Origin of the sequence: Sphingomonas sp. SFZ2018-12 (assembly GCF_022496715.1) — a bacterium.
Classification (GTDB): domain Bacteria; phylum Pseudomonadota; class Alphaproteobacteria; order Sphingomonadales; family Sphingomonadaceae; genus Sphingomonas.
This window is the reverse complement of record NZ_WTFM01000002.1, coordinates 369,861-388,498: the sequence shown is the minus strand read 5'-3', so window position 1 is coordinate 388,498 and position 18,638 is coordinate 369,861. Positions and strand designations below refer to the sequence as shown.

The 18,638-nt window shown below is 68.4% G+C and carries 23 protein-coding genes; 16 read left to right on the top strand and 7 right to left on the bottom strand.

Annotation, left to right across the window (positions count from 1 at the left end; translation table 11 throughout):
• Window positions 1–91: 91 nt before the first annotated feature.
• Together GO308_RS10920 and hemE are read right to left on the bottom strand one after the other, a co-directional pair.
• Window positions 92–547, bottom strand: coding sequence for a CopD family protein (locus GO308_RS10920; protein ID WP_066483248.1), 456 nt, complete (start codon window positions 545–547; stop codon window positions 92–94).
• Entirely contained in the window at window positions 544–1,581 is a 1,038-nt protein-coding gene (gene hemE, locus GO308_RS10915; RefSeq protein ID WP_240885442.1) for a uroporphyrinogen decarboxylase, read from the bottom strand. Before hemE ends, GO308_RS10920 begins: the two co-directional genes overlap by 4 nt.
• 314 nt (window positions 1,582–1,895) lie before the next feature.
• Between hemE and GO308_RS10910 the strand changes: the two genes are divergently transcribed.
• The 11 genes from GO308_RS10910 (at window position 1,896) to GO308_RS10860 (ending at window position 8,690) form a co-directional block, all read left to right on the top strand.
• Window positions 1,896–2,702 carry a pyruvate, water dikinase regulatory protein gene (locus GO308_RS10910; protein WP_066483254.1) on the top strand — a complete coding sequence of 269 codons (807 nt, stop codon included), beginning with the start codon at window positions 1,896–1,898 and terminating at the stop codon, window positions 2,700–2,702.
• A complete protein-coding gene (locus GO308_RS10905; protein ID WP_082731173.1) occupies window positions 2,702–3,292 on the top strand; it encodes a nucleoside triphosphate pyrophosphatase in 591 nt (196 codons plus the stop codon). The genes GO308_RS10910 and GO308_RS10905 overlap by 1 nt, the downstream gene beginning before the upstream one ends.
• Window positions 3,289–4,098, top strand: coding sequence for a shikimate dehydrogenase (locus GO308_RS10900; RefSeq protein ID WP_240885441.1), 810 nt, complete (start codon window positions 3,289–3,291; stop codon window positions 4,096–4,098). Before GO308_RS10905 ends, GO308_RS10900 begins: the two co-directional genes overlap by 4 nt.
• The gene (coaE, locus tag GO308_RS10895; protein WP_240885440.1) at window positions 4,095–4,700 is read left to right on the top strand and encodes a dephospho-CoA kinase; all 606 of its coding nucleotides are present in this window, start codon (window positions 4,095–4,097) and stop codon (window positions 4,698–4,700) included. Before GO308_RS10900 ends, coaE begins: the two co-directional genes overlap by 4 nt.
• Before the next feature lie 7 nt (window positions 4,701–4,707).
• Window positions 4,708–5,394, top strand: coding sequence for a DNA polymerase III subunit epsilon (dnaQ, locus tag GO308_RS10890; protein ID WP_066670325.1), 687 nt, complete (start codon window positions 4,708–4,710; stop codon window positions 5,392–5,394).
• 59 nt (window positions 5,395–5,453) lie between these two features.
• Window positions 5,454–6,062 carry a ribosome-associated translation inhibitor RaiA gene (gene raiA, locus GO308_RS10885; RefSeq protein ID WP_066483261.1) on the top strand — a complete coding sequence of 203 codons (609 nt, stop codon included), beginning with the start codon at window positions 5,454–5,456 and terminating at the stop codon, window positions 6,060–6,062.
• The gene (gene ptsN / locus GO308_RS10880) at window positions 6,059–6,565 is read left to right on the top strand and encodes a PTS IIA-like nitrogen regulatory protein PtsN (RefSeq protein ID WP_240885439.1); all 507 of its coding nucleotides are present in this window, start codon (window positions 6,059–6,061) and stop codon (window positions 6,563–6,565) included. Before raiA ends, ptsN begins: the two co-directional genes overlap by 4 nt.
• The gene (locus GO308_RS10875; protein ID WP_066483264.1) at window positions 6,546–7,019 is read left to right on the top strand and encodes a PaaI family thioesterase; all 474 of its coding nucleotides are present in this window, start codon (window positions 6,546–6,548) and stop codon (window positions 7,017–7,019) included. The genes ptsN and GO308_RS10875 overlap by 20 nt, the downstream gene beginning before the upstream one ends.
• Entirely contained in the window at window positions 7,016–7,357 is a 342-nt protein-coding gene (locus GO308_RS10870) for a DUF1491 family protein (protein ID WP_240885438.1), read from the top strand. Before GO308_RS10875 ends, GO308_RS10870 begins: the two co-directional genes overlap by 4 nt.
• A gap of 153 nt (window positions 7,358–7,510) precedes the next feature.
• Window positions 7,511–8,143 (top strand): cell wall hydrolase, encoded by a 633-nt coding sequence (locus GO308_RS10865; protein WP_066549392.1) that lies wholly within the window; start codon window positions 7,511–7,513, stop codon window positions 8,141–8,143.
• A 52-nt stretch (window positions 8,144–8,195) separates the two neighbouring features.
• A complete protein-coding gene (locus GO308_RS10860; RefSeq protein WP_066483268.1) occupies window positions 8,196–8,690 on the top strand; it encodes an MmcB family DNA repair protein in 495 nt (164 codons plus the stop codon).
• Between the two features lie 32 nt (window positions 8,691–8,722).
• Here the strand turns inward: GO308_RS10860 and GO308_RS10855 are convergent, their stop codons facing one another.
• Window positions 8,723–9,325 carry an ankyrin repeat domain-containing protein gene (locus tag GO308_RS10855; protein WP_066483270.1) on the bottom strand — a complete coding sequence of 201 codons (603 nt, stop codon included), beginning with the start codon at window positions 9,323–9,325 and terminating at the stop codon, window positions 8,723–8,725.
• 76 nt (window positions 9,326–9,401) lie between these two features.
• Between GO308_RS10855 and GO308_RS10850 the strand changes: the two genes are divergently transcribed.
• From GO308_RS10850 to GO308_RS10840, 3 genes are read left to right on the top strand one after another with little or no spacing between them, the layout of a single operon-like run.
• Entirely contained in the window at window positions 9,402–9,992 is a 591-nt protein-coding gene (locus GO308_RS10850) for an SCO family protein (protein ID WP_240885437.1), read from the top strand.
• Window positions 9,980–10,429 (top strand): YcgN family cysteine cluster protein, encoded by a 450-nt coding sequence (locus GO308_RS10845; RefSeq protein WP_066549389.1) that lies wholly within the window; start codon window positions 9,980–9,982, stop codon window positions 10,427–10,429. Before GO308_RS10850 ends, GO308_RS10845 begins: the two co-directional genes overlap by 13 nt.
• Window positions 10,430–10,446: 17 nt before the next feature.
• Window positions 10,447–11,112, top strand: a complete 666-nt coding sequence (locus GO308_RS10840) for a SprT family zinc-dependent metalloprotease (RefSeq protein ID WP_240885814.1) — start codon at window positions 10,447–10,449, stop codon at window positions 11,110–11,112.
• Here the strand turns inward: GO308_RS10840 and GO308_RS10835 are convergent.
• Genes GO308_RS10835 through GO308_RS10825 form a run of 3 tightly spaced genes read right to left on the bottom strand, consistent with a single transcriptional unit; the run spans window position 11,088 to window position 14,390 of the window.
• Entirely contained in the window at window positions 11,088–13,319 is a 2,232-nt protein-coding gene (locus tag GO308_RS10835) for a PBP1A family penicillin-binding protein (protein WP_240885436.1), read from the bottom strand. The two genes, GO308_RS10840 and GO308_RS10835, sit on opposite strands and share 25 nt — an antisense overlap.
• 43 nt (window positions 13,320–13,362) lie before the next feature.
• Window positions 13,363–13,782: a peptide-methionine (R)-S-oxide reductase MsrB gene (gene msrB / locus GO308_RS10830; protein ID WP_066483277.1), complete on the bottom strand. Its 420-nt coding sequence runs from the start codon at window positions 13,780–13,782 to the stop codon at window positions 13,363–13,365.
• 32 nt (window positions 13,783–13,814) lie between these two features.
• On the bottom strand, window positions 13,815–14,390 hold the full coding sequence (locus GO308_RS10825) for a methyltransferase (protein ID WP_240885435.1): 576 nt from the start codon (window positions 14,388–14,390) through the stop codon (window positions 13,815–13,817).
• Window positions 14,391–14,623: 233 nt separating this feature from the next.
• Here GO308_RS10825 and GO308_RS10820 point away from each other — a divergent pair, with 233 nt between their 5' ends.
• Window positions 14,624–14,947: an antibiotic biosynthesis monooxygenase gene (locus tag GO308_RS10820; RefSeq protein WP_240885434.1), complete on the top strand. Its 324-nt coding sequence runs from the start codon at window positions 14,624–14,626 to the stop codon at window positions 14,945–14,947.
• 3 nt (window positions 14,948–14,950) lie between these two features.
• Window positions 14,951–16,255 carry an MFS transporter gene (locus GO308_RS10815; protein WP_240885433.1) on the top strand — a complete coding sequence of 435 codons (1,305 nt, stop codon included), beginning with the start codon at window positions 14,951–14,953 and terminating at the stop codon, window positions 16,253–16,255.
• Here GO308_RS10815 and GO308_RS10810 read toward each other — a convergent pair.
• The gene (locus GO308_RS10810) at window positions 16,212–18,500 is read right to left on the bottom strand and encodes a CDC48 family AAA ATPase (RefSeq protein WP_240885432.1); all 2,289 of its coding nucleotides are present in this window, start codon (window positions 18,498–18,500) and stop codon (window positions 16,212–16,214) included. The two genes, GO308_RS10815 and GO308_RS10810, sit on opposite strands and share 44 nt — an antisense overlap.
• Between the last annotated feature and the right edge of the window lie 138 nt (window positions 18,501–18,638).

Genomic DNA, 18,638 nt, shown 5'->3' with positions numbered 1-18,638 from the left:
AACACCCGGGGGGTCCCGGGACGTCATCTACGCCACCGGAGGTAAGTACGCCGCGATTTCAAGTCAAGCGAAAGCAGGCAGCGGGATCGGTTCAGAACGGCTTGACGATGGCCAGGATGACGGCGAGCGAAACGCCGAGCGCCGGCACTTCGTTGAGCATCCGCAGCTGGCGCGGCTTGAGATAGGGTCTGCCTGCCTCGAGCCGCCGCGCATAGCCGACCGCCCAGCCGTGATAACCGCTGAGCAGCACCACGACCAGCAGCTTGGCATGCAGCCAGCCCAGTCCGTCCGCACCCTCGAACAGGCCCAGATTGGCGGCCAGCGCCAGGCCGATCACCCACACCGCGATCAGCGACGGGGTCAGGATCATCTTGCGCAGCTTGGCCTCGCGGGCGATCCAGCGCGGCGCCTCGGCGGGGTCGCCCAGCCCCTCCTGATGATGCACCAGGTAACGCGGCAGGATGAACAGCCCCGCCATCCAGAAGATGACGAAGATGACATGCGCCGCCTTGACCCAGGGATAGGCCGCGCCCAGCCAGCCGATCATCGCGCGCCGCCCCTGATTTTCGCGACCAGCGCCTCGACATGCGCGATGGGCGTGTCGGGCAGGATGCCGTGGCCCAGGTTGAACACATGCGGCCGCGCGGGAAAGGCGGCGAGAATGCGATCGACCGCGCGATCGAGCGCCTCGCCCCCGGCGATCAGCGCCAGCGGGTCGAGATTACCCTGTACCGGCATGTTTTCCGGGACATTCGCATCGGCCCACACCGGATCGACCGTCTCGTCCAGGCCAAGCGCATCGACGCCGGTCTCGCGCGCATAGGCGGGCAATTTGCCCCCGGCGCCCTTGGGAAAGCCGATGATCGGCGTATCTGGCCGCCGCGCCTTCAGCCGGGCGACGATCGCCGCGTTGGGGGCGATCACCCATTGCTCGAATTGCGCAGGGCTCAGGCTGCCGGCCCAGCTGTCGAACAATTGCACCGCCTCGACCCCGCTTTCGATCTGATGGTCGAGATAGTCGACGGTCATGTCGATGATCCGGTCGACCAGCGCCTGCATCAGCCCGGGGTCGCGATAGGCGAGCCGGCGCGCCTCCGCCTGTTCCTTGCTGCCCTGGCCGGCAATCATATAGGTGGCAACCGTCCACGGGCTGCCGGCAAAGCCGAGGAAGGTGGTGGCGGGATCGAGCATCGCGGCGACGTTGCGCACCGTCTGATACACCGGCTCGAGCACCGCATGACCCGGCGCGACCAGCGCGTCCAGGTCCGCGCCCGACTTGATGCACGGTGCCAGCCGGGGCCCCTCGCCGGTTTCGAACCACAGCCGCTGGCCAAGCGCCATCGGCACCATCAGGATGTCCGAAAACAGGATGGCACCATCAAAGCTGAACCGGCGCAGCGGCTGGACGGTGATCTCGGCCGCCGCCTCGGCATCGGTCGCCAGCTCCAGGAACCCGCCCTTGGTTTCCCTCAGCGCACGATATTCGGGCAGGTAGCGTCCGGCCTGGCGCATCAGCCACATCGGCGGGATCGCCTGGCGCGCGCCGTGCAGGACGGCCAGCAGGGGTTTTGCGTTCGTCACGGGGTTCAGCGGACGTCCCTCTTCTTCAAATAAAGGAATCTATGAAAGGATGATGTAGTGGTGGTGGCGTGGAAGGCGGGATGAACTCGGTCGTCCTCATATCGCCAACAGCTTGACTCCGACAAGGTGCGCATTGGCATTGGGAGTCGCCATGCTTCTCCACATCATCCACAGCCGCGGGATGGCTTGTCCACCTGTCGATGGCGATGTGGACAGGGCGCGTGTCGTCGACAGCCATCGTCGCGCTTGGCCGGGCGACCGGGTTGCGCTACCGCTGGCCCCCATGTTGTCCACAGCCTTGTCGCGCTGAGCGAATGCGCCTCCATCTGCACCTGCTGTCGGATTCAACGGGCGAGACGCTGGAAAATATCGCCAAGGCGGCGCTGGCGCAGTTCGACGATGTCGAAACCATGCGCCATTTCTGGCCGATGGTGCGCAGCGAGACGCACCTTGAGCGCATCCTGACCGAAATCGCCCAGAACCCGGGACTGGTGCTGTTCACCCTCGTCAATCCCCAGATCCGCCGGACGCTGGAATCGCGCTGCCGGATCCTGGGTCTGCCCGCGATCGCGCCGCTCGATCCGGTCAACCATGCGCTGTCCAGCCTGCTCGGTCAGGAGATGAAGGCGCGGCCCGGTCGCCAGCACGTCCTCGACGCCGCCTATTTCGCGCGCGTCGATGCGATCCAGTTCACCATCGCGCATGACGACGGCGTCGCCTGGGAGGACTGGGAGGAGGCCGACATCCTGCTTGCCGGCGTGTCGCGATCGTCGAAGACCCCGACCTCGATCTACCTCGCCAACCGCGGCTACAAGACCGCGAACATCCCGATCGTCGTCGAAAGCCCGCCGCCCGCTGCCCTGTTCACGCTCAAGCGCCCGCTGATCGTGGGGCTGACCACAAGCGCGGAGCGGCTGATCCAGGTGCGTCGCAATCGCCTGCTTCTCCTCAACCAGGCGCCCGAGACCGCCTATGTCGATCAGGACGCGGTGGCCCGCGAGGTCGCCTATGCCCGGCGGATGTTCGCCGACAATGGCTGGCCGGTGATCGACGTCACCCGGCGCTCGATCGAGGAAACCGCCGCGGCGATCATCACGCTGGTCAACGAACGCGGCCAGTAGTGGCGCTCGTCCTCGCCTCGACCAGCGCATCGCGCCGCGCGATGCTCGACGCCGCCGGGGTCGGCTTTACCGCCACCGCCAGCGGGGTGGATGAGGACGCGATCAAGGCGGCGATGCCGGACGCTGCGGCACGCGACCTCGCCGATCGCCTGGCCGAAATGAAGGCGCTGCGCGTGTCGGCGCGCGTACCCGGCGCGCTGGTGCTGGGATCGGATTCGGTGGTCGAGCTGGCGGACGGCACGCTGCTCGACAAGCCGGGCAGCCGGGAGGAGGCGGCCGATCACCTCCAACGCATGTCGGGCACTGTCCACAGCCTGTGGAGCGCTGCGGTGATCGCCGAAAACGGCCAGCCGGTCTGGCGTTTTGTCGATCGTGCGCGGATGCATGTCCGCCGCCTGTCCACAGACTTTATCCACAGCTATCTCGACCGCGAATGGCCCGAAATCTCGGGCTGCGTCGGATGCTACCGCATCGAGGGCGCCGGGGCGCAGCTGTTCGGCCGTATCGAGGGCAGCCATTTCACGGTGCTCGGCCTGCCGTTGCTGCCGGTGCTCGATTATCTGCGCGTGCGGGGGGAATTGGCGTCATGACGGTCTATGCCGAAGTGATCGGCGATCCGATCGCACACTCCAAATCGCCGCTGATCCACGGCTTCTGGCTCGACGCGCTGGGGATCGATGCCGCCTATCGCGCGCATCGCGTCAGCGCCGACGCGCTGCCCGGCTATTTCGCCGATCGCGCCGCCGATCCCGACTGGCGCGGGTGCAATGTGACGCTCCCGCACAAGCTCGCCGCGCTCGACCATGTCGCCGATCCCGGCGGGGTACGTGCCTCGATCGGCGCAATCAACACAGTATTCCGCGACGAAGCCGGTACGCTGACCGGCACCAATACCGACGCGGCCGGGTTCTGGTCGCCGATTTCGGCGCTCGATCTCACCGCCCGGCCGGTCGCGGTGGTCGGCGCGGGCGGCGCGGCGCGCGCGGTGCTTTTCGCGCTGGCGCGACTGGGCGTCGGGCCGGTCACGCTGTTCAACCGCACCCCGCTCAAGGCCGCGGCATTGCTCGCGCAATTCGGGCTGAAGGGCGAGGTCAAGCCGCTCGACGCGCCGATTCCCCCGGTCGCCCTCCTGGTCAATGCCAGTACGCTCGGCATGACCGGCCAGCCGTCGCTCGATCTCGACCTTTCGACCCTGCCGGAGGATGCGATCGTCTACGACATCGTCTATTCGCCGCTCGAAACCGGCCTGCTCGCCCGTGCGCGCGATCGCGGGCTCGATACCGTCGATGGGCTCGACATGCTGATCGGCCAGGCGGCGCTCGCGTTCGAGCTGTTCTTCGGCGCCGAACCGCCGCGCGACCGGGATGATGAACTGCGCGCCCGGCTGACCGGATGAGCCGCCGCCCGCTGACCCTTGGCCTGACCGGCTCGATCGGCATGGGCAAATCGACGGTGGCGGCGATGTTCCGCGACGAAGGGATTGCGGTCTTCGATGCCGATGCCGCGGTCCACGCGCTGCAGGGGCCGGACGGTGCGCTGGTCGCCCCGATCGAGGCCGCATTTCCCGGCACCACCGGACCGGGCGGGGTCGACCGTGCGCGACTCGGCGCGCGGGTGCTGAACGACCCCGCGGCGATGCGCCGGCTGGAGGGGATCGTCCACCCCGCGGTCGGTGTGCTGCGCCAGGACTTTCTCGCCGCCAATGCCGATGCGCCGCTGGTCGTGCTCGACGTCCCGCTGTTGTTTGAAACCGGCGGCGCGCAGCTGGTCGACCGGGTGCTCGTCGTCTCCGCCGATCCGGCGGTCCAGCGTGCCCGCGTGCTGGCGCGTGACGGCATGACGCCGGAAAAATTCGCCGCCATTCTGGGCCGACAGCTGCCCGACGCCGAAAAGCGCGCGCGCGCCGACCACATCATCGCCACCGACACGACGATCGCGGAGACGCGCGCGGCGGTGCGTGCGTTGATCGCTTGCCTAACCGCGAGCACGAGCCGATAAGGATTGGATGCGCGAAATCGTGTTTGATACCGAAACGACGGGACTCAGTTTTTCCGGCGGTGACCGGCTCGTCGAAATCGGCTGCGTCGAGATGATCAACCGGTGCGAAACCGGCCGCTTCTTTCACAGCTACGTCAATCCGCAACGGCCGATGTCGCCCGATGCGCAGCGCGTGCACGGCCTGTCCGACGCGTTCCTCGCCGACAAGCCCGTCTTCGTCGACATCGCCGACGCGCTGCTCGACTTCATCGGCGACGCGCCGCTCGTCGCGCACAATGCCGCGTTCGACTTCGGCTTTCTGAACGGCGAGCTCGAACAATGCGGTCGGTCCCCGGTCGCGATCGAACGGATGGTCGACACGCTCGCCATCGCCAAGCGCAGCCATCCCGGTGCCAAGCTGACGCTCGATGCGCTGTGCGTGCGCTTCGGCGTCGACCGCAGCCGCCGTGTCGTCCACGGCGCACTGCTCGATGCGCAGTTGCTGGCGCAGGTCTATGTCGAGCTGACCGGCGGTCGCCAGATCGGGCTGGGCCTGACCGCCGAAGCGATCGTCATCGGCCAGGTCGCGCGCGCGGCACCCGCCGCGATGCGGCCGCCACGGATTTTTTCGATCAGCGATGAAGAACTCGCCCGCCATGCCGCGTTTGTCGACCAGATCACGTCGCCTTTATGGCGTGACGGCGTCGCCGGCTGAGCGACGGGAGCCGCGGCGTCCGACCGCGGATGAACTGGGAATAGAGTGGAGAAAAGCCCATGGAAATTCGCGTTTCAGGCCACCAGGTGGATACCGGTGCGGCGCTCAAGCAGCATGTTTCCGAACGGCTTCAGTCGATCGCCGACAAATATTTTTCGCGCGCGATCTCGGCGCACGTCACGTTCGGCAAGGGGCCGCACGACAATGGCTTCACCTGCGATATCGTCGCCCATGTCATGCAGGGGCTGATCCTCAAGGGATCGAACATGGCGATGGATTCCGCGCAGCTCGCCTTTGACGGTGCCGCCGACAAGATCGAGAAGCAGCTGCGCCGCTACATGCGCCGGCTGAAGGACCGCAACAGCGCGCAGGCCGTGGGCGTCGATCAGCTCAACGGCTATGATGATGCCGGCTACACTGTCTTCAATCCGCCCGCCGCCGACGATGAAGCCGAAGTGGTCGCCGACGCACCGCTGATCGTCGCCGAAACGCGCGTCGACGTTCCCGATGCCAGCGTGTCGGACGCGGTGATGATGCTCGACCTGCGCAACACCAACGCGCTCTTGTTCAAGAACAGCGGGACGGGCGCGTTCAACATGGTCTATCGCCGCGGCGACGGGACGATCGGCTGGGTCGAGCCCAACCGCGCCCAGGGGCCGACGGGATGAGCCAGGGCAAGCTCTCCGCAATGGCGGGGGGGCTGACCGCGGATCTGACCGACCTGATCGCGCCCGAAGCGATTCGCGCCGGGGTTGCCGCGGCCAACCGCAAGTCGCTGTTGCTCATGATCGGCACGATCGCGGCCGAACAGTTCGGGCTGGACGCGCGCGAGGTGACGGACACGCTGATGAAGCGCGAGCGGCTCGGTTCGACCGGGTTCGGCGGCGGCATCGCGATGCCGCACGGCCGGTTTGCTGGCATCGACCGGGTCGTCGGCATCTTCATTCGGCTGGATGCGCCGATCGATTTCGAGGCGGTCGACGATCTGCCGGTCGATCTGGTCTTTGCCCTGTTGTCGCCGGTGACCAGCGGCGCGGCGCATCTGAAAGCGCTGGCGCGGGTCTCGCGATTGCTGCGCGATCGCGATTTCCGGGCCAAGCTGCGCGGCGCGGGATCGCGCGACGCGCTCTATGCCCTGCTGGCCGGGGTCGATGCCCGCGACGCCGCCTGATCGCGCGCTGGCGGGCGAGGCGGCGCATTATCGCGCGCTCGAATCGCTCTATGCCGCGGCGCCGATCAACCGGATGTTCGCCTCGCGCCTAGAGATTCCCGAAGCCGGCGTGGCGCGCATTCATTTCGAGGTGGCGGCGCGCGATTTCCACGCCGCCGGCGCAGCGCATGGCACCATCTACTTCAAGATGCTCGACGACGCGGCCTTTTATGCGGCGAACAGTCGCGTCACCGACCGCTTCCTGCTGACGACCGCCTTCAACCTGTTGCTGACCCGTCCGCTGGGCCCCGGCCCGGTGGTGGCGGAGGGCCGGTGGATCAGCGGGGAGCGCCGGGTGCTGATCGCCGACGCCCGTCTGATCCGCCCGGATGGCGAGGAAGCCGCGCGCGGCACCGGCACGTTCATGCGCTCGCGCATCCCTCTGGCCGGCCTGCCGGGCTATTCGGGCGCGTGAGCGCGGCACGGTTGCCCGCGTCGGTGCTCGTGTCCGCGCTCATCCGCCGGGTCCAGGATGCCGGTGGCCATGCGGTCCTGCTCGCGCGCGGCGATCCCCAGGGTGGCGCGATCCTGGTGTTGGCCGGCGAACGCGGCGCGAACTGGCGCTTCGTTGAGCGGGGGCTCGGTGCCACCGGCGAGATCGCGCTGATCGCCAGCGGCCCGGCGGATCCCGACTCGGCGACCGCCACCGCCTATTGGCAGCGCCGCCGCGCCAGCGACCCGGATCTGTGGGTCGTGGAGGTAGACGTCGCGTCCCCGGAACGGTTCGCCGCTGAAATGATCTTGCCGGGTTGACCCGAACGGCAGGCGGCGCAAAGGGCGCGCACTCTATCTGTCGCGTTGGGTCATTCGAGGTGCGATATCGGATGATGACGCAGTCGGGGGGCCGACCGGGTGGTGCCTGTTCCAAGGCGCACCACGCTCGCTCACCGCATTTGAATTGCGTTCATGAAGCTCGTTTCACGCGCCGCGACCACTGCGGCGGCAATTTCCGGTATTGCACTCCTTGCCGGCACCACCTCTCCGGGTTTCGCTCTGGAACTCGAAACGAGCAAGGTGCCCGTTGTATCCACGCCCCAGCTGCAGGTTGAGCAAACGCTCCCGCCGGGGTCCGACACACCCATCGAAGAACAGGCTCCCGCAGCCGAGGCCGCGGCGCCCGTCGTCTTTTCCAGCCTTGCCGACGCGGTCGCGGCGCAGGCGATGCCCGCCGACATCGACGAAGAGCTGCGTTGCCTGGCGATCGGCGTCTATTTCGAAGCCCGCAGCGAATCGCAGAGCGGCCAGCTCGCCGTCGCCGAAGTCATCCTCAATCGTGTCGATTCGCCGCGCTTCCCCAACACCGTGTGCGGCGTGCTCAAGCAGCCGGGCCAGTTCTCGTTCGTGCGCGGCGGCAAGCTGCCGGCGGTCGACACCACCCGGCCGATGTGGCGCAACGCGGTCGCCATCGCCCAGGTGGCGCGCGACCAGCACTGGCAGAGCCCGGCCGCCGACGCGATGTTCTTTCACGCCCGCCGCGTCGCGCCGGGCTGGCGGCTGGCCAAGGTCGCATCGGTCGGCAACCACGTCTTTTATCGCTGAGCGGCGTTCGCGCCGGCTTGCGATGTTCGTCTAATGTTCCTAGAGGCGGAGGGTGCGCAGCATCCCCGCCTCGATCGAACCGCCCGCGTCGTCGCTGATCGGCGCGGCGGACGTCGCGCGCGGCGTTTGCCGGATGCTGCTGCGCCATGACCTTGTCGCCATGGCCGAAGTGCCGCTGGCCGATGGGCGTCGCGCCGACCTGATGGCGGTCGACACCCGCGGCAACATCACGATCATCGAGATCAAGGTGTCGCGCGCCGACCTGCTCGGCGACACCAAATGGCTCGACTATCTCGCGCATTGCGACCGCTTTTTCTGGGCGGTGCCGGCGGGATTCGACGTGTCGCCGCTGCATGGCGAGGCGTTTCTGCCCGATCGTGCCGGGCTGATCGTGGCTGATCGCTATGACGGTGCGATCGTGCGCGAGGCACGGCTGCATCCGCTCAATCCGGCGACGCGGCGAAAATGCACGCTGGCCTTTGCGCGGCGGGCTGCACGGCGATGGATGGCCGCGCATGACCCCGAAGCGATGATCGAGGGGCTCTAGGCCGAACTCGGTTCGCGGCGAAAGCGAAGCGGCTAGCGCTTGGGCCCGGATGCCTGACCGCTGGTGCCGCGCTTCGGGGCGTCCTCGATCAGCTTGAGCAACGCCGGGCTGCGCGCGTCGCGCCGGGCATAATCGCGCGCGGACATGCCGGCGATGACGTCCGCCTGGTCCGGATTGGCACCGGCGGCGAGCAGGCGGCGGACCATGTCGACATCGCGCAGCTGGACCGCGCGGATCAGCGGCGTCTCGCCGCTCCGGTTGGCGAGGTTCAGGTTGGCCTTGTACAGGATCAGCGTATCGATGCCGTCGGTAAAGCGGGTTTCGACCGCGATGAGCGCAGGGGTGTTGCCGCGCGCATCCTGAAGGTTGGGGTTGGCGCCCTTCTGCAACAGAAAGCGCAGATAGGTGGTGTTGCGGCTGCGCGCGATGATGTGCAGCGCGCCGTCGCCGGTCGACCGGTCACGGGCGTTGACGACGGTGGTGCCGGGTTCGTTGAGGATCTCGGTGACCTTCTGGCCATCCTCGTCGCGGATCGCCTTCAGGAATTCGTAGCTTTGCGAGAATTGCTGGGCGATCGCGGGTGCGGCAACGGCCAGCAGCGCCAGTGGGGCAAGCGAACGGGCAAATCGGGTCATGGTGGTGGGGTCGTCCTGTCCGGGTCGATCGTCGATGTTGCAAGCGGGCTCGTATCAGATCATGGCTGGCGATACCATGAACGTCGTTTTTGTCCGATTGATTGCGCTGTGCGTGCTCCTTGCCCTGGCCGCGTGCGACGCGGGCTCGTCGCCGCGTCCCCCGCTGGAAGGGGCGCGGATCGGCGCGCCCTTCACGCTCACCGACCAGGACGGCCGGCGGTTCAGCGACCGCCAGCTCGCCGGGCGATATCGCATCCTCTATTTCGGCTATACCTATTGCCCCGATATCTGCCCGACCGATGTCCAGAACATCGCCGCCGGACTGCGCCTGTTCGAGCAGGCAGAGCCGGCGCGCGGCGCGCGCGTCACGCCGGTGTTCATCACCATCGATCCCGCGCGCGACCGCCCGGCTGCGCTCAAGCAGTTCGTCGGCGCCTTTCACCCCCGTTTCGTCGCGCTGACGGGCAGCGATGCCGAAATCGCCGCGGTCGCGAAGGCATTCGCGGTCTATTATCGCCGCGCGGACGGCGGCACGGCCGACGCTTATGACATGGATCATAGCCGCCAGGCCTATCTGCTCGATCCCGACGGCAAGCCGCTGGCGCTGTTGCCGCAGGATGAAAGCCCGCAGGCCGTCGCGGCGGAGCTGGCCAAATGGGTGCGCTAGGCGGCGATCGATTCTGGGAAGACCGGCCGCTCGAGGCGCTCGATCGCGCCCAGTGGGAGGCGCTGTGCGACGGGTGCGGCAAATGCTGCCTGCACAAGCTGGAGGATGAGGAGACGGGAGAGCTGTTCCCGACCAATGTCGCCTGCCGCCTGCTCGATCGGCGCGCGGGGCGCTGCACCAATTATCGCGCGCGGCGCGCGTTCGTGCCCGATTGTACCCGGCTGTCGATGGCCAATGTCCGCCGCATCGATTGGCTGCCCAGCACCTGCGCCTATCGGCTGCGCGCCGCGGGCGAGCCGCTGCCCGAATGGCATTACCTGGTCTGCGGCGATCGTGAAGCGGTGCACCGCGCCGGCGAATCGACCCGCGGCTGGACGGTTTCCGAAGTCGAGGCGGGCGACGACCTCGAACATCATCTGACCGATCGCCGCCTGTGACCGGCGCGGATGCGGGCATGATCGAGGTGCGCCGCCACCCGCGGGCGCGCCGTGCGCGCCTTTCGGTCGATCCCGCCGATGGCCGGATCCGGCTGATCCTGCCGCCACGCGCACATCTGCGCCGCGCGCTCGCCTGGGCCGAGAGCCAGCGCGAATGGATCGAGCGCCAGCGTGCGCGCCTGCCCCGGCCGCAGCCCTTTGCCGACGGGGCGACCCTGCCCTTTCGCGGCATCGTCCTCACCATCGCGCATGATTCCGCCGCGCCGCGCGCGCCGGCATGCGACGGCGTGCTCCTGCGGGTCGGCGGGCCGGCGGACACGCTGGCCGGGCGCGTCGATCGCTGGTTGCGGCAGCAGGCCCTGGCGGCGCTTCGGGAGGCGACCGCGCGCTATGCCGCGCGCGCCGGCGTCACCGTTTCGGGCGTTGCGATCGGCGACGCCCGCCGCCGCTGGGGCAGCTGCACGGCGACCGGCGCGATCCGGTACAGCTGGCGGCTGATCCTTGCCCCGCCGTTCGTGCTGGAGGCGACCGCCGCGCATGAAGTCGCGCATCGGGTCCATATGAACCACGGCCCGGCCTTTCACGCGCTGGTCGCGCAGCTGCTGGACGACGATCCGGCCCCGGCCATGGCGTGGTTGCGGCGCCACGGCGCGACGCTTCACTGGATCGGGCGTTCGACCTGACGGTACTGGTTTCGGCTCGATTGTTCGCGCGGCGTGATTTTGACGACGGGGGGCGGCGGGCCGTTATAGGCGCGGGGGGCGGGTACGACGACAGGTGGTCGCTGCTCAGCCGGTCGGCGGCTCGTCTCGCGTCCGGTCGGTTCGCGGGTCGGCTCACGCCGGGGCTCGCGCGGCTCGCGCCCGATCGCCCGGTCTATCCAGCCTTGGTCGAATCGTTCGGGTGCCGGTGCCGTCTCGCCCTCGTCGGCGGGATCGCCGAACTCTCCGCCCGGATAGGGTGCGCCCTCCACCCCCTCGCCCGGCTCGAGGGGATTACCGTCCGGGTCGACCAGCATTGCGCCATTGTCCGGCTCGCCCAGATAGGATTCGGCGTCCGGCTCGAGCTGCCATTCGGGCAGCGTGACCTCTGTGTCGAACGCCTCGACCGGGCGGTTGCGCACGGCCTTGCCCATGAAACTTGCAAAGGCCCGCGCCGGGGCGGTGCCGCCCTGCAATCCGCCGACGGGGCGCGAATCGTCGCGTCCCATCCACACGCCGGTGGTGATCCCGCTCGAAAAGCCGATGAACCAGCCGTCCTTGTTGAGCGTGGTCGTGCCGGTCTTGCCCGCGACCGGCCGGCCGATCTGCGCCGCCCGCCCGGTGCCGGTGGCGACCGCGGTCTGCAGCAGGTCGGTCATCTGCGCCGCCACGAACGGCGCGACCAGCACGCGCGACGTGTCGACCTTGTGCGCATAGATCGTCTCGCCATTGGCGGTCACGCGGGTGATGCCGAACGGGGTCACCGCAACGCCCTTCTGCGCGACCGAGGCAAAGGCGCGGGTCATGTCGATCAGCCGGACGTCCGATGTGCCCAGCACCATTGCCGGCTGGGTATCCACCGGCGTCGTGATGCCGAACCGGCGCGCCATGTCGGCGATGGTGACGAAGCCGATTTCCTGGCCCAGGCGCGCGGCGACCGTGTTGATCGAATAGGCGAAGGCGGTCCGCAGCGTCATTTCGCCGTTGAATCGCCCGGAACTGTTGCGCGGGCTCCACCCGTTGATCGTGATCGGGGCGTCGACGACCATGTCGGTCGGCTTGAAGCCGTTTTCGAGCGCGGCAAGATAGACGAACAGCTTGAACGCCGATCCGGGCTGGCGCGTCGCCTGGGTGGCGCGGTTGTAGATCGACGAAACATAATCCTTGCCGCCGACCATCGCCCGGACCGCGCCGTCGCGGTCGAGCGCGACCAGCGCGCCTTGCGACCCGGCGGGGGCAAAGGCGCGGATCGCGGTGTCGGCGTCGCGCTGCATCGACAGGTCGAGCGTGGTCCACACCTCCAGCGGCGCCTGGGTCTCGTCGATCAGGAGGTCGAGCTGGGGCAAGGCCCAGTCGGTGAAGTAGCGCACGCTGTTCTGCTTGGGCTCGGGGGCGAGCTTGACCGATTGCGGTGCCGCCGCCGCGGCTTCGCCGGCGGTGATCGCGCCGGTCTCGACCATCAGGTCGAGGACGACGCTGGCGCGGTCGATCGCGGCTTGCGCGTCCGCGGTCGGCGAATAGCGCGACGGCGCCTTGACCAGGCCGGCGATGACCGCGGCTTCCGACAGCGACAATTGCGTCGCCGGATGGCCGAAGAAGCGGCGCGATGCCGCGTCGATGCCATAGGCGCCGCCGCCGAAATAGACCTTGTTCAGGTATAGCTCGAGGATCTGGTCCTTGGTGAACTTGCGCTCGATCGCCAGCGCCAGCACCATTTCGCGCAGCTTGCGGCTGACATCGTATTTGTTCGACAGGAAAATCGTGCGCGCGACCTGCTGGGTGATCGTCGATGCCCCCTGCAGCCGGCGGCCGGTGCCGCGATTGTCGATCGCGAACTTGGCGATGCGGGCGAGCGCGATCGGATCGACGCCGGGATGCGCACGGAACCGGCGATCCTCGACCGCGATCATCGCGTCGCGCATCACCGGCGGGATGCGGTCATAGCCGATCCATTCGCCATAGCTTGGGCCGAGCGAGGCGATGATTGTGCCGTCGACCGCGCGCACCTGGATCATCTGGCCATTCTGCGATGATTTGAGCGCGGCGAAGCTGGGCAGCGACGCACGCGCGCTGAACACCGCGACAGTCAGCGCGATCAGTGCGAACAGGCCGACGATCGCGCCGGCCACGACCGTCCAGCCGAGGATGCGGCGCCAGCGGCGCGGTTTGGAAGCGGAACGTGCAGCCATCGAAGCGACGTGGATTAGGGGCTAAGTGCCCTGCCCACAAGCATCACGCGGCGTCGCTCGCCTCCCCCGCGCTCCGCGCCCGGAAATCGAGCGAGGCGGAGTTGATGCAGTAGCGCAGGCCCGTGGGCGGCGGGCCATCGGGAAAGACATGGCCGAGATGCCCGTCGCAGACCGCGCAGCGGACTTCGACGCGCCGCATGCCGTGGCTGTCATCGCCATGCTCGGTGACGTTGGCCGCGTCGGCCGGCTGGGTATAGCTCGGCCAGCCCGAACCCGAATCATATTTGTCGACGCTGTCGAACAACACGGTGCCGCATCCGGCGCAGCGATAGACGCCGTCGGCCTTGTTGTTGTTGTACCGCCCGGTGAACGGCGGCTCCGTCCCGGCTTCACGCAGGATGTGATAGGCCTCCGGCGACAGCTTCTTGCGCCACTCGGACTCGGACAGGTTGATCGTGGTCATGGCGCATGATGTGTGGTGTCGCGCTGCGCCCGTCAATCCACCTTTGCATCGCCTTGCGGTGCCGGTGCGGCCATGGCCCAATAGAGTTGCGCCGGCGGCACGTTACGCCACAGCATGTCGTGGTCGATCCGCGGAAAATGCGGGGCGAGGAACGCGCGGACCTTGGGTGAGAACTGATAGACGAGGAACGCGCCGCCCGGGCCAAGCACCTCCGCCGTCGCTGCCGCGATCTTGTCGCCGACGCCCGGTGGCAGCGTGGAAAAGGGCAGGCCCGACAACACATAGTCGGCGTGCTCGTGACCGTGTTCGCGCATGATGCGCCCGACATCCGCCGCCGATCCGTGCACCGCGATGAAGCGGGGATCGTGGATCGTCGCGCGCAGATAGGCGATGAAATCCGGGTTGGTGTCGATGACCAGCAGCGTCGCGTCGGGCGCCAGCCGGTCCAGCACCGGACGGCAGAACGTACCCACTCCCGGGCCATATTCGACGAACAGCCGCGTCCTCGACCAGTCGACCGGCTCCAGCATGCGACGGATCAGCACGCGCGACGACGGGATGATCGATCCCACCATCACCGGATGCTTCAGGAAACCGCGGAAAAACATCGCGGCCGCCGAGGGGGGCCGTTCGTGCCGTCGGGTCCGCGGCAGCGGGATTGAGGAATCACTATAGGTCATGGGAGCCACAAGAACGCGCAATGATTGGGAAAGTGTCACCGTCAGTCCCAAAATTGCAAAGACTTTGCAAGCTGGCGTATTTTGCCGCCGCGTCTGCCCCTGCTGCGCTTGCGCGTGTCACGCTTGCCATTATCGGCGCGCCGCGTCATGCGCGGGCCGTCATGCGCAACCGCCGCCGCGGCGAGATCGCCGTCATCTTCCAGTCGCGCCGCCGGCCCGGCGACGATGCCGCCTATGCCGCCGCGGCGCACGCGATGGAGGCGCTGGCGCGCGAACAGCCGGGCTATCGCGGCCATGAACATGCGCGCGGCGACGACGGTTTCGGGATCACGATCAGCTATTGGGCGGATGAAGCCAGCGCGATCGCCTGGCGCGACCATCCCGAACATCGTCGCATCCGCGATCTCGGCCGGGCGCACTGGTATGCGGATTATGAGACGATCGTGACGCGGGTCGAGCGTGACTATCGCTGGCAGGCGGAGTGAGGGATGGTCCGGTTCGATCGCACATTCGCGCTGCTTTTCACCGTCATGCTCGCGATCGCCGCGGGCAACACCGCGCTCCAGTCGGTGCTGCCGGCGCTCGGTCGATCACTCGGCGTCGCGGACAGCGCGGTGGCGGCGGCATTCTCGGTGTCGGCGCTGCTATGGGTCATCGCCGCGCCCTTCTGGGCGAACCGGTCGGACCGGACCGGGCGGCGGCTGATGGTCCTGGTCGGCATGACCGGCTTTTCGGTGTCGCTGTTCCTGTGCGGCATCTTCCTGGTCGCGGGCATCAACGGCTGGATCGCACCGTCGGTCGCGTTTCTGCTCTTCATCGGCGGGCGGCTGATCTACGGCACGTTCGGTGCCGCCGCGCCGCCCGCGGTCCAGGCACTGGTCGCCGGGCGGACCAGCCGGGAGGAACGGACGCGCGCCTTGTCGCTGCTCGCGTCCGCATTCGGGCTGGGGACGATCCTGGGCCCGGCCTTCGCGCCCTATCTGGTGCTCGGCCATGCCGGCCGGATCGAGATCGGCCTGGCGGGCCCGGCCTTCGTCTTCTGCGCGTTCGGCGTCCTCGTCACCCTCGCGGCCTGGCGATACCTGCCGCGCGACGGGGCGGTGGCCCATGCCACCGGTGCGGCGGCGAGCTATCCCTCGATCGGCGGCCAGAGCTCGGGCGCATCGGTTACCGCGGCCACCGCCGAACGGGGCGAGGCGGTCGGCTATTTCGATCGCCGCATCCGCACCTGGATCGTCATCGGACTGGCGATGGGCCATGCCCAGGCGATGACCGGCCAGGCGATCGGCTTTCTGGTGATCGACCGGCTCGCGCTCGCGCCCGCCGACGCGCTCCAGCCGACCGGCCTGGTGCTGATCATGGGTGCGGGCTCCGCACTGCTGGCGCAATGGGGGATTATCCCGCTGCTCGACCTGCGGCCGCGCCAGCTCGTGCTATGGGGCGTCACGCTGGCGGCCGCGGGCTCGGTGATGACGGGCCTTGCCACGTCGCTCTATGGCATCGCCACCGGCTTTGCGCTCGCCTCGCTCGGCTTCGGGTTCATCCGGCCGGGGTTTACCGCCGGCGCGTCGCTGGCCGTCGGTGCGGCCGCACAGGGATCGGTGGCGGGCAAGATCACCGCGATCAACGGCGCGGCGTTCGTGCTCGGTCCCTCGATCGGCGTCCTGCTCTACGAATATTGGCGGCCGCTGCCCTATCTGGTGGCGGCGAGCGTCCTCGTCCTGCTGCTCGGCTACGCAGCCGCGCGGCTCAGTCGGGGCGATCGCGCGGCGCCAGCATCCCCGGCGCGATGAAGCCGATCGGCTGCAACGCCACCGCGTCCTGCTTCAGCCGCGCCTGCATCGCTTCATAGTCACGCTCGACTTCCGGCGAGACCGAGGCGCGCGAATCGGCCAGCGCCGCGTCGAAATCGGCGCGGGTCACGTCGTCCGCCCCCATCGACCGGCGCAGCGCGAACAATCCGGCACGCCGGACCACGTCGGCCAGGTCGGCACCGGTGAACCGCTCGGTCCGGGCCGCCAGGTCGTCCAGATCGACGTCGGCGGCGAGCGGCATCTTCGCGGTCTGGATGCCCAGGATGCGCGCACGCCCGGCCGCGTCGGGCAGCCCGACATAGACCAGCTCGTCGAACCGCCCGGGACGCAGCAGCGCCGGGTCGATCAGGTTTGGGCGATTGGTCGCGCCGATCACCACCACCGCCTGCAGGTCCTCCAGCCCGTCCATCTCGGCCAGGATCGTGTTGACGACGCGCTCGGTCACCTGCGGCTCGCCCATGCCGCCGCCGCGCGCCGGCACCAGCGAATCGAGTTCGTCGATGAAGATGACGCACGGTGCCACCTGCCGCGCGCGCGCGAACAGCTTGGCGATCTGCTGCTCGCTCTCGCCATACCATTTGCTCAGCAGGTCGGACGATTTGGTGGCGATGAAATTCGCTTCCGCCTCGCGCGCCACCGCCTTCGCCAGCAACGTCTTGCCGGTGCCCGGCGGGCCATAGAGCAGGAAGCCCTTGGCCGGCCGGATGCCCAGCCGGCGGAAAGCCTGCGGGTTCTTGAGCGGCAGCTCGACGCCTTCCTTCAGCCGGATCTGCGCATCGTCCAGCCCGCCGACATCCTCCCACCGCACGCGCGGCGCCTCCACCATCACCTCGCGCATCGCCGACGGCTGGACGCGCTTCAGCGCCTCCAGGAAATCGCGGCGCGTGACCGACAGCGTGTCGAGCACCTCGGGCGGGATGCCGCCTTCGGCCAGGTTGAGCCGCGGCATGATCCGCCGCACCGCCTCGATCGCCGCCTCGCGGGTCAGCGCGCCCAGATCCGCCCCGACAAAGCCATAGGTCGTCTGCGACAGCTCGTTGAGGTCGACATCCTCGGCCAGCGGCATGCCGCGCGTATGGATGCCCAGGATTTCGCGCCGGCCGCGCTCGTCGGGCACGCCGACGATGATCTCGCGGTCGAAGCGGCCGGGACGGCGCAGCGCCTCGTCGATCGCTTCGGGCCGGTTGGTGGCGGCGATCACCACCACGTTGGCGCGTGCCTCCAGCCCGTCCATCAGCGTCAGCAGCTGCGCGACCAGCCGCTTCTCGGCTTCGCCCGTCACCTGACCGCGCTTGGGCGCGATCGAATCGATCTCGTCGATGAACAGGATCGACGGCGAGGACTTGTTGGCTTCCTCGAACACGTCGCGCAGCCGCTTTTCCGACTCGCCATAGGCCGAACCCATGATCTCGGGCCCGTTGATCAGGAAGAATGCCGCATCGCTTTCGTTGGCGACCGCGCGGGCAAGCCGCGTCTTGCCGGTGCCCGGCGGCCCGTGGAGCAGCACGCCCTTGGGCGGATCGACGCCCAGACGCTGGAACAGCTCGGGATAGCGCAGCGGCAGCTCGACCATCTCGCGCAGCTGGTCGATCGTCGCGCTCATGCCGCCAATGTCGTCATAGGTCACATCGGCGCGGCGGCTGTCCTGCGGCTCCTCATAATCGGCGCGCAGCTCGATCTCGGTGTCGGCATCGATATGGACGACGCCGCGCGGGCTGGTGCCCAGCACGACCATCCGGATTTCCTGCAGCGCATAGGCGGGCGCGCGGGGAAATTGCGCGATGCTCGGGGGAAAATCGTCGACGCGCTGCTGGCCGACGGTGGCGACCACGTCGCCCTGGCACAGCGGCCGGCCGACAAAGGTGCGCTTGAGCGCGGTGCCCGATCCCTGGAGCCGCAGGTTCTTTTGTGCAGGCGCAAAGACGACCCGGGTCGCCGGCTTCGATTCGGCGCGGCGGATTTCGACGAAGTCGCCCGACCCGACGCCCGCATTGGCGCGCTGAAGCCCGTCGATGCGCAGGATCTCGAGCCCCTCGTCTTCGGGATAGGGCAGCACCGCGCGCGCCGGGGTCGCGCGCTTGCCGACGATCTCGATCACATCCCCCTCGGCCAGGCCGAGCGCGGCCATCAACGCGCGGGGCAGGTGGGCGAGGCCGCGGCCGCTGTCCTCGGCACGCGAATGCGCGACCTGAAGCCGGCGGACTTGTTGTTCTTCATCGGCCATGCGCGCCCCCTTGTCGGTCTGGGTTCAAACGCGCCAAGTGGGGTGTCGGTCCCAGCGAGTCGAGGGGGCCTCTTGCGAAAAAAAGGGCCGGTCCCGAAGGACCGGCCTTGAAAGTTTTAGGAGAGGATGCCTGAAAGG

Excerpts from the sequence above, each read along its gene's own strand:
- GO308_RS10815 (WP_240885433.1), top strand. The coding sequence starts at position 14,951 with ATGGTCCGGTTCGATCGCACATTCGCGCTGCTTTTCACCGTCATGCTC.
- GO308_RS10920 (WP_066483248.1), bottom strand. The coding sequence starts at position 547 with ATGATCGGCTGGCTGGGCGCGGCCTATCCCTGGGTCAAGGCGGCGCAT.
- GO308_RS10825 (WP_240885435.1), bottom strand. The coding sequence starts at position 14,390 with ATGTTTTTCCGCGGTTTCCTGAAGCATCCGGTGATGGTGGGATCGATC.
- GO308_RS10835 (WP_240885436.1), bottom strand. The coding sequence starts at position 13,319 with ATGGCTGCACGTTCCGCTTCCAAACCGCGCCGCTGGCGCCGCATCCTC.
- dnaQ (WP_066670325.1), top strand. The coding sequence starts at position 4,708 with ATGCGCGAAATCGTGTTTGATACCGAAACGACGGGACTCAGTTTTTCC.
- GO308_RS10855 (WP_066483270.1), bottom strand. The coding sequence starts at position 9,325 with ATGACCCGATTTGCCCGTTCGCTTGCCCCACTGGCGCTGCTGGCCGTT.
- coaE (WP_240885440.1), top strand. The coding sequence starts at position 4,095 with ATGAGCCGCCGCCCGCTGACCCTTGGCCTGACCGGCTCGATCGGCATG.
- GO308_RS10820 (WP_240885434.1), top strand. The coding sequence starts at position 14,624 with ATGCGCAACCGCCGCCGCGGCGAGATCGCCGTCATCTTCCAGTCGCGC.
- GO308_RS10910 (WP_066483254.1), top strand. The coding sequence starts at position 1,896 with ATGCGCCTCCATCTGCACCTGCTGTCGGATTCAACGGGCGAGACGCTG.
- GO308_RS10810 (WP_240885432.1), bottom strand. The coding sequence starts at position 18,500 with ATGGCCGATGAAGAACAACAAGTCCGCCGGCTTCAGGTCGCGCATTCG.
- GO308_RS10850 (WP_240885437.1), top strand. The coding sequence starts at position 9,402 with ATGAACGTCGTTTTTGTCCGATTGATTGCGCTGTGCGTGCTCCTTGCC.
- GO308_RS10900 (WP_240885441.1), top strand. The coding sequence starts at position 3,289 with ATGACGGTCTATGCCGAAGTGATCGGCGATCCGATCGCACACTCCAAA.
- GO308_RS10875 (WP_066483264.1), top strand. The coding sequence starts at position 6,546 with ATGCCCGCGACGCCGCCTGATCGCGCGCTGGCGGGCGAGGCGGCGCAT.
- GO308_RS10845 (WP_066549389.1), top strand. The coding sequence starts at position 9,980 with ATGGGTGCGCTAGGCGGCGATCGATTCTGGGAAGACCGGCCGCTCGAG.
- msrB (WP_066483277.1), bottom strand. The coding sequence starts at position 13,782 with ATGACCACGATCAACCTGTCCGAGTCCGAGTGGCGCAAGAAGCTGTCG.
- GO308_RS10865 (WP_066549392.1), top strand. The coding sequence starts at position 7,511 with ATGAAGCTCGTTTCACGCGCCGCGACCACTGCGGCGGCAATTTCCGGT.
- raiA (WP_066483261.1), top strand. The coding sequence starts at position 5,454 with ATGGAAATTCGCGTTTCAGGCCACCAGGTGGATACCGGTGCGGCGCTC.
- GO308_RS10840 (WP_240885814.1), top strand. The coding sequence starts at position 10,447 with ATGATCGAGGTGCGCCGCCACCCGCGGGCGCGCCGTGCGCGCCTTTCG.
- ptsN (WP_240885439.1), top strand. The coding sequence starts at position 6,059 with ATGAGCCAGGGCAAGCTCTCCGCAATGGCGGGGGGGCTGACCGCGGAT.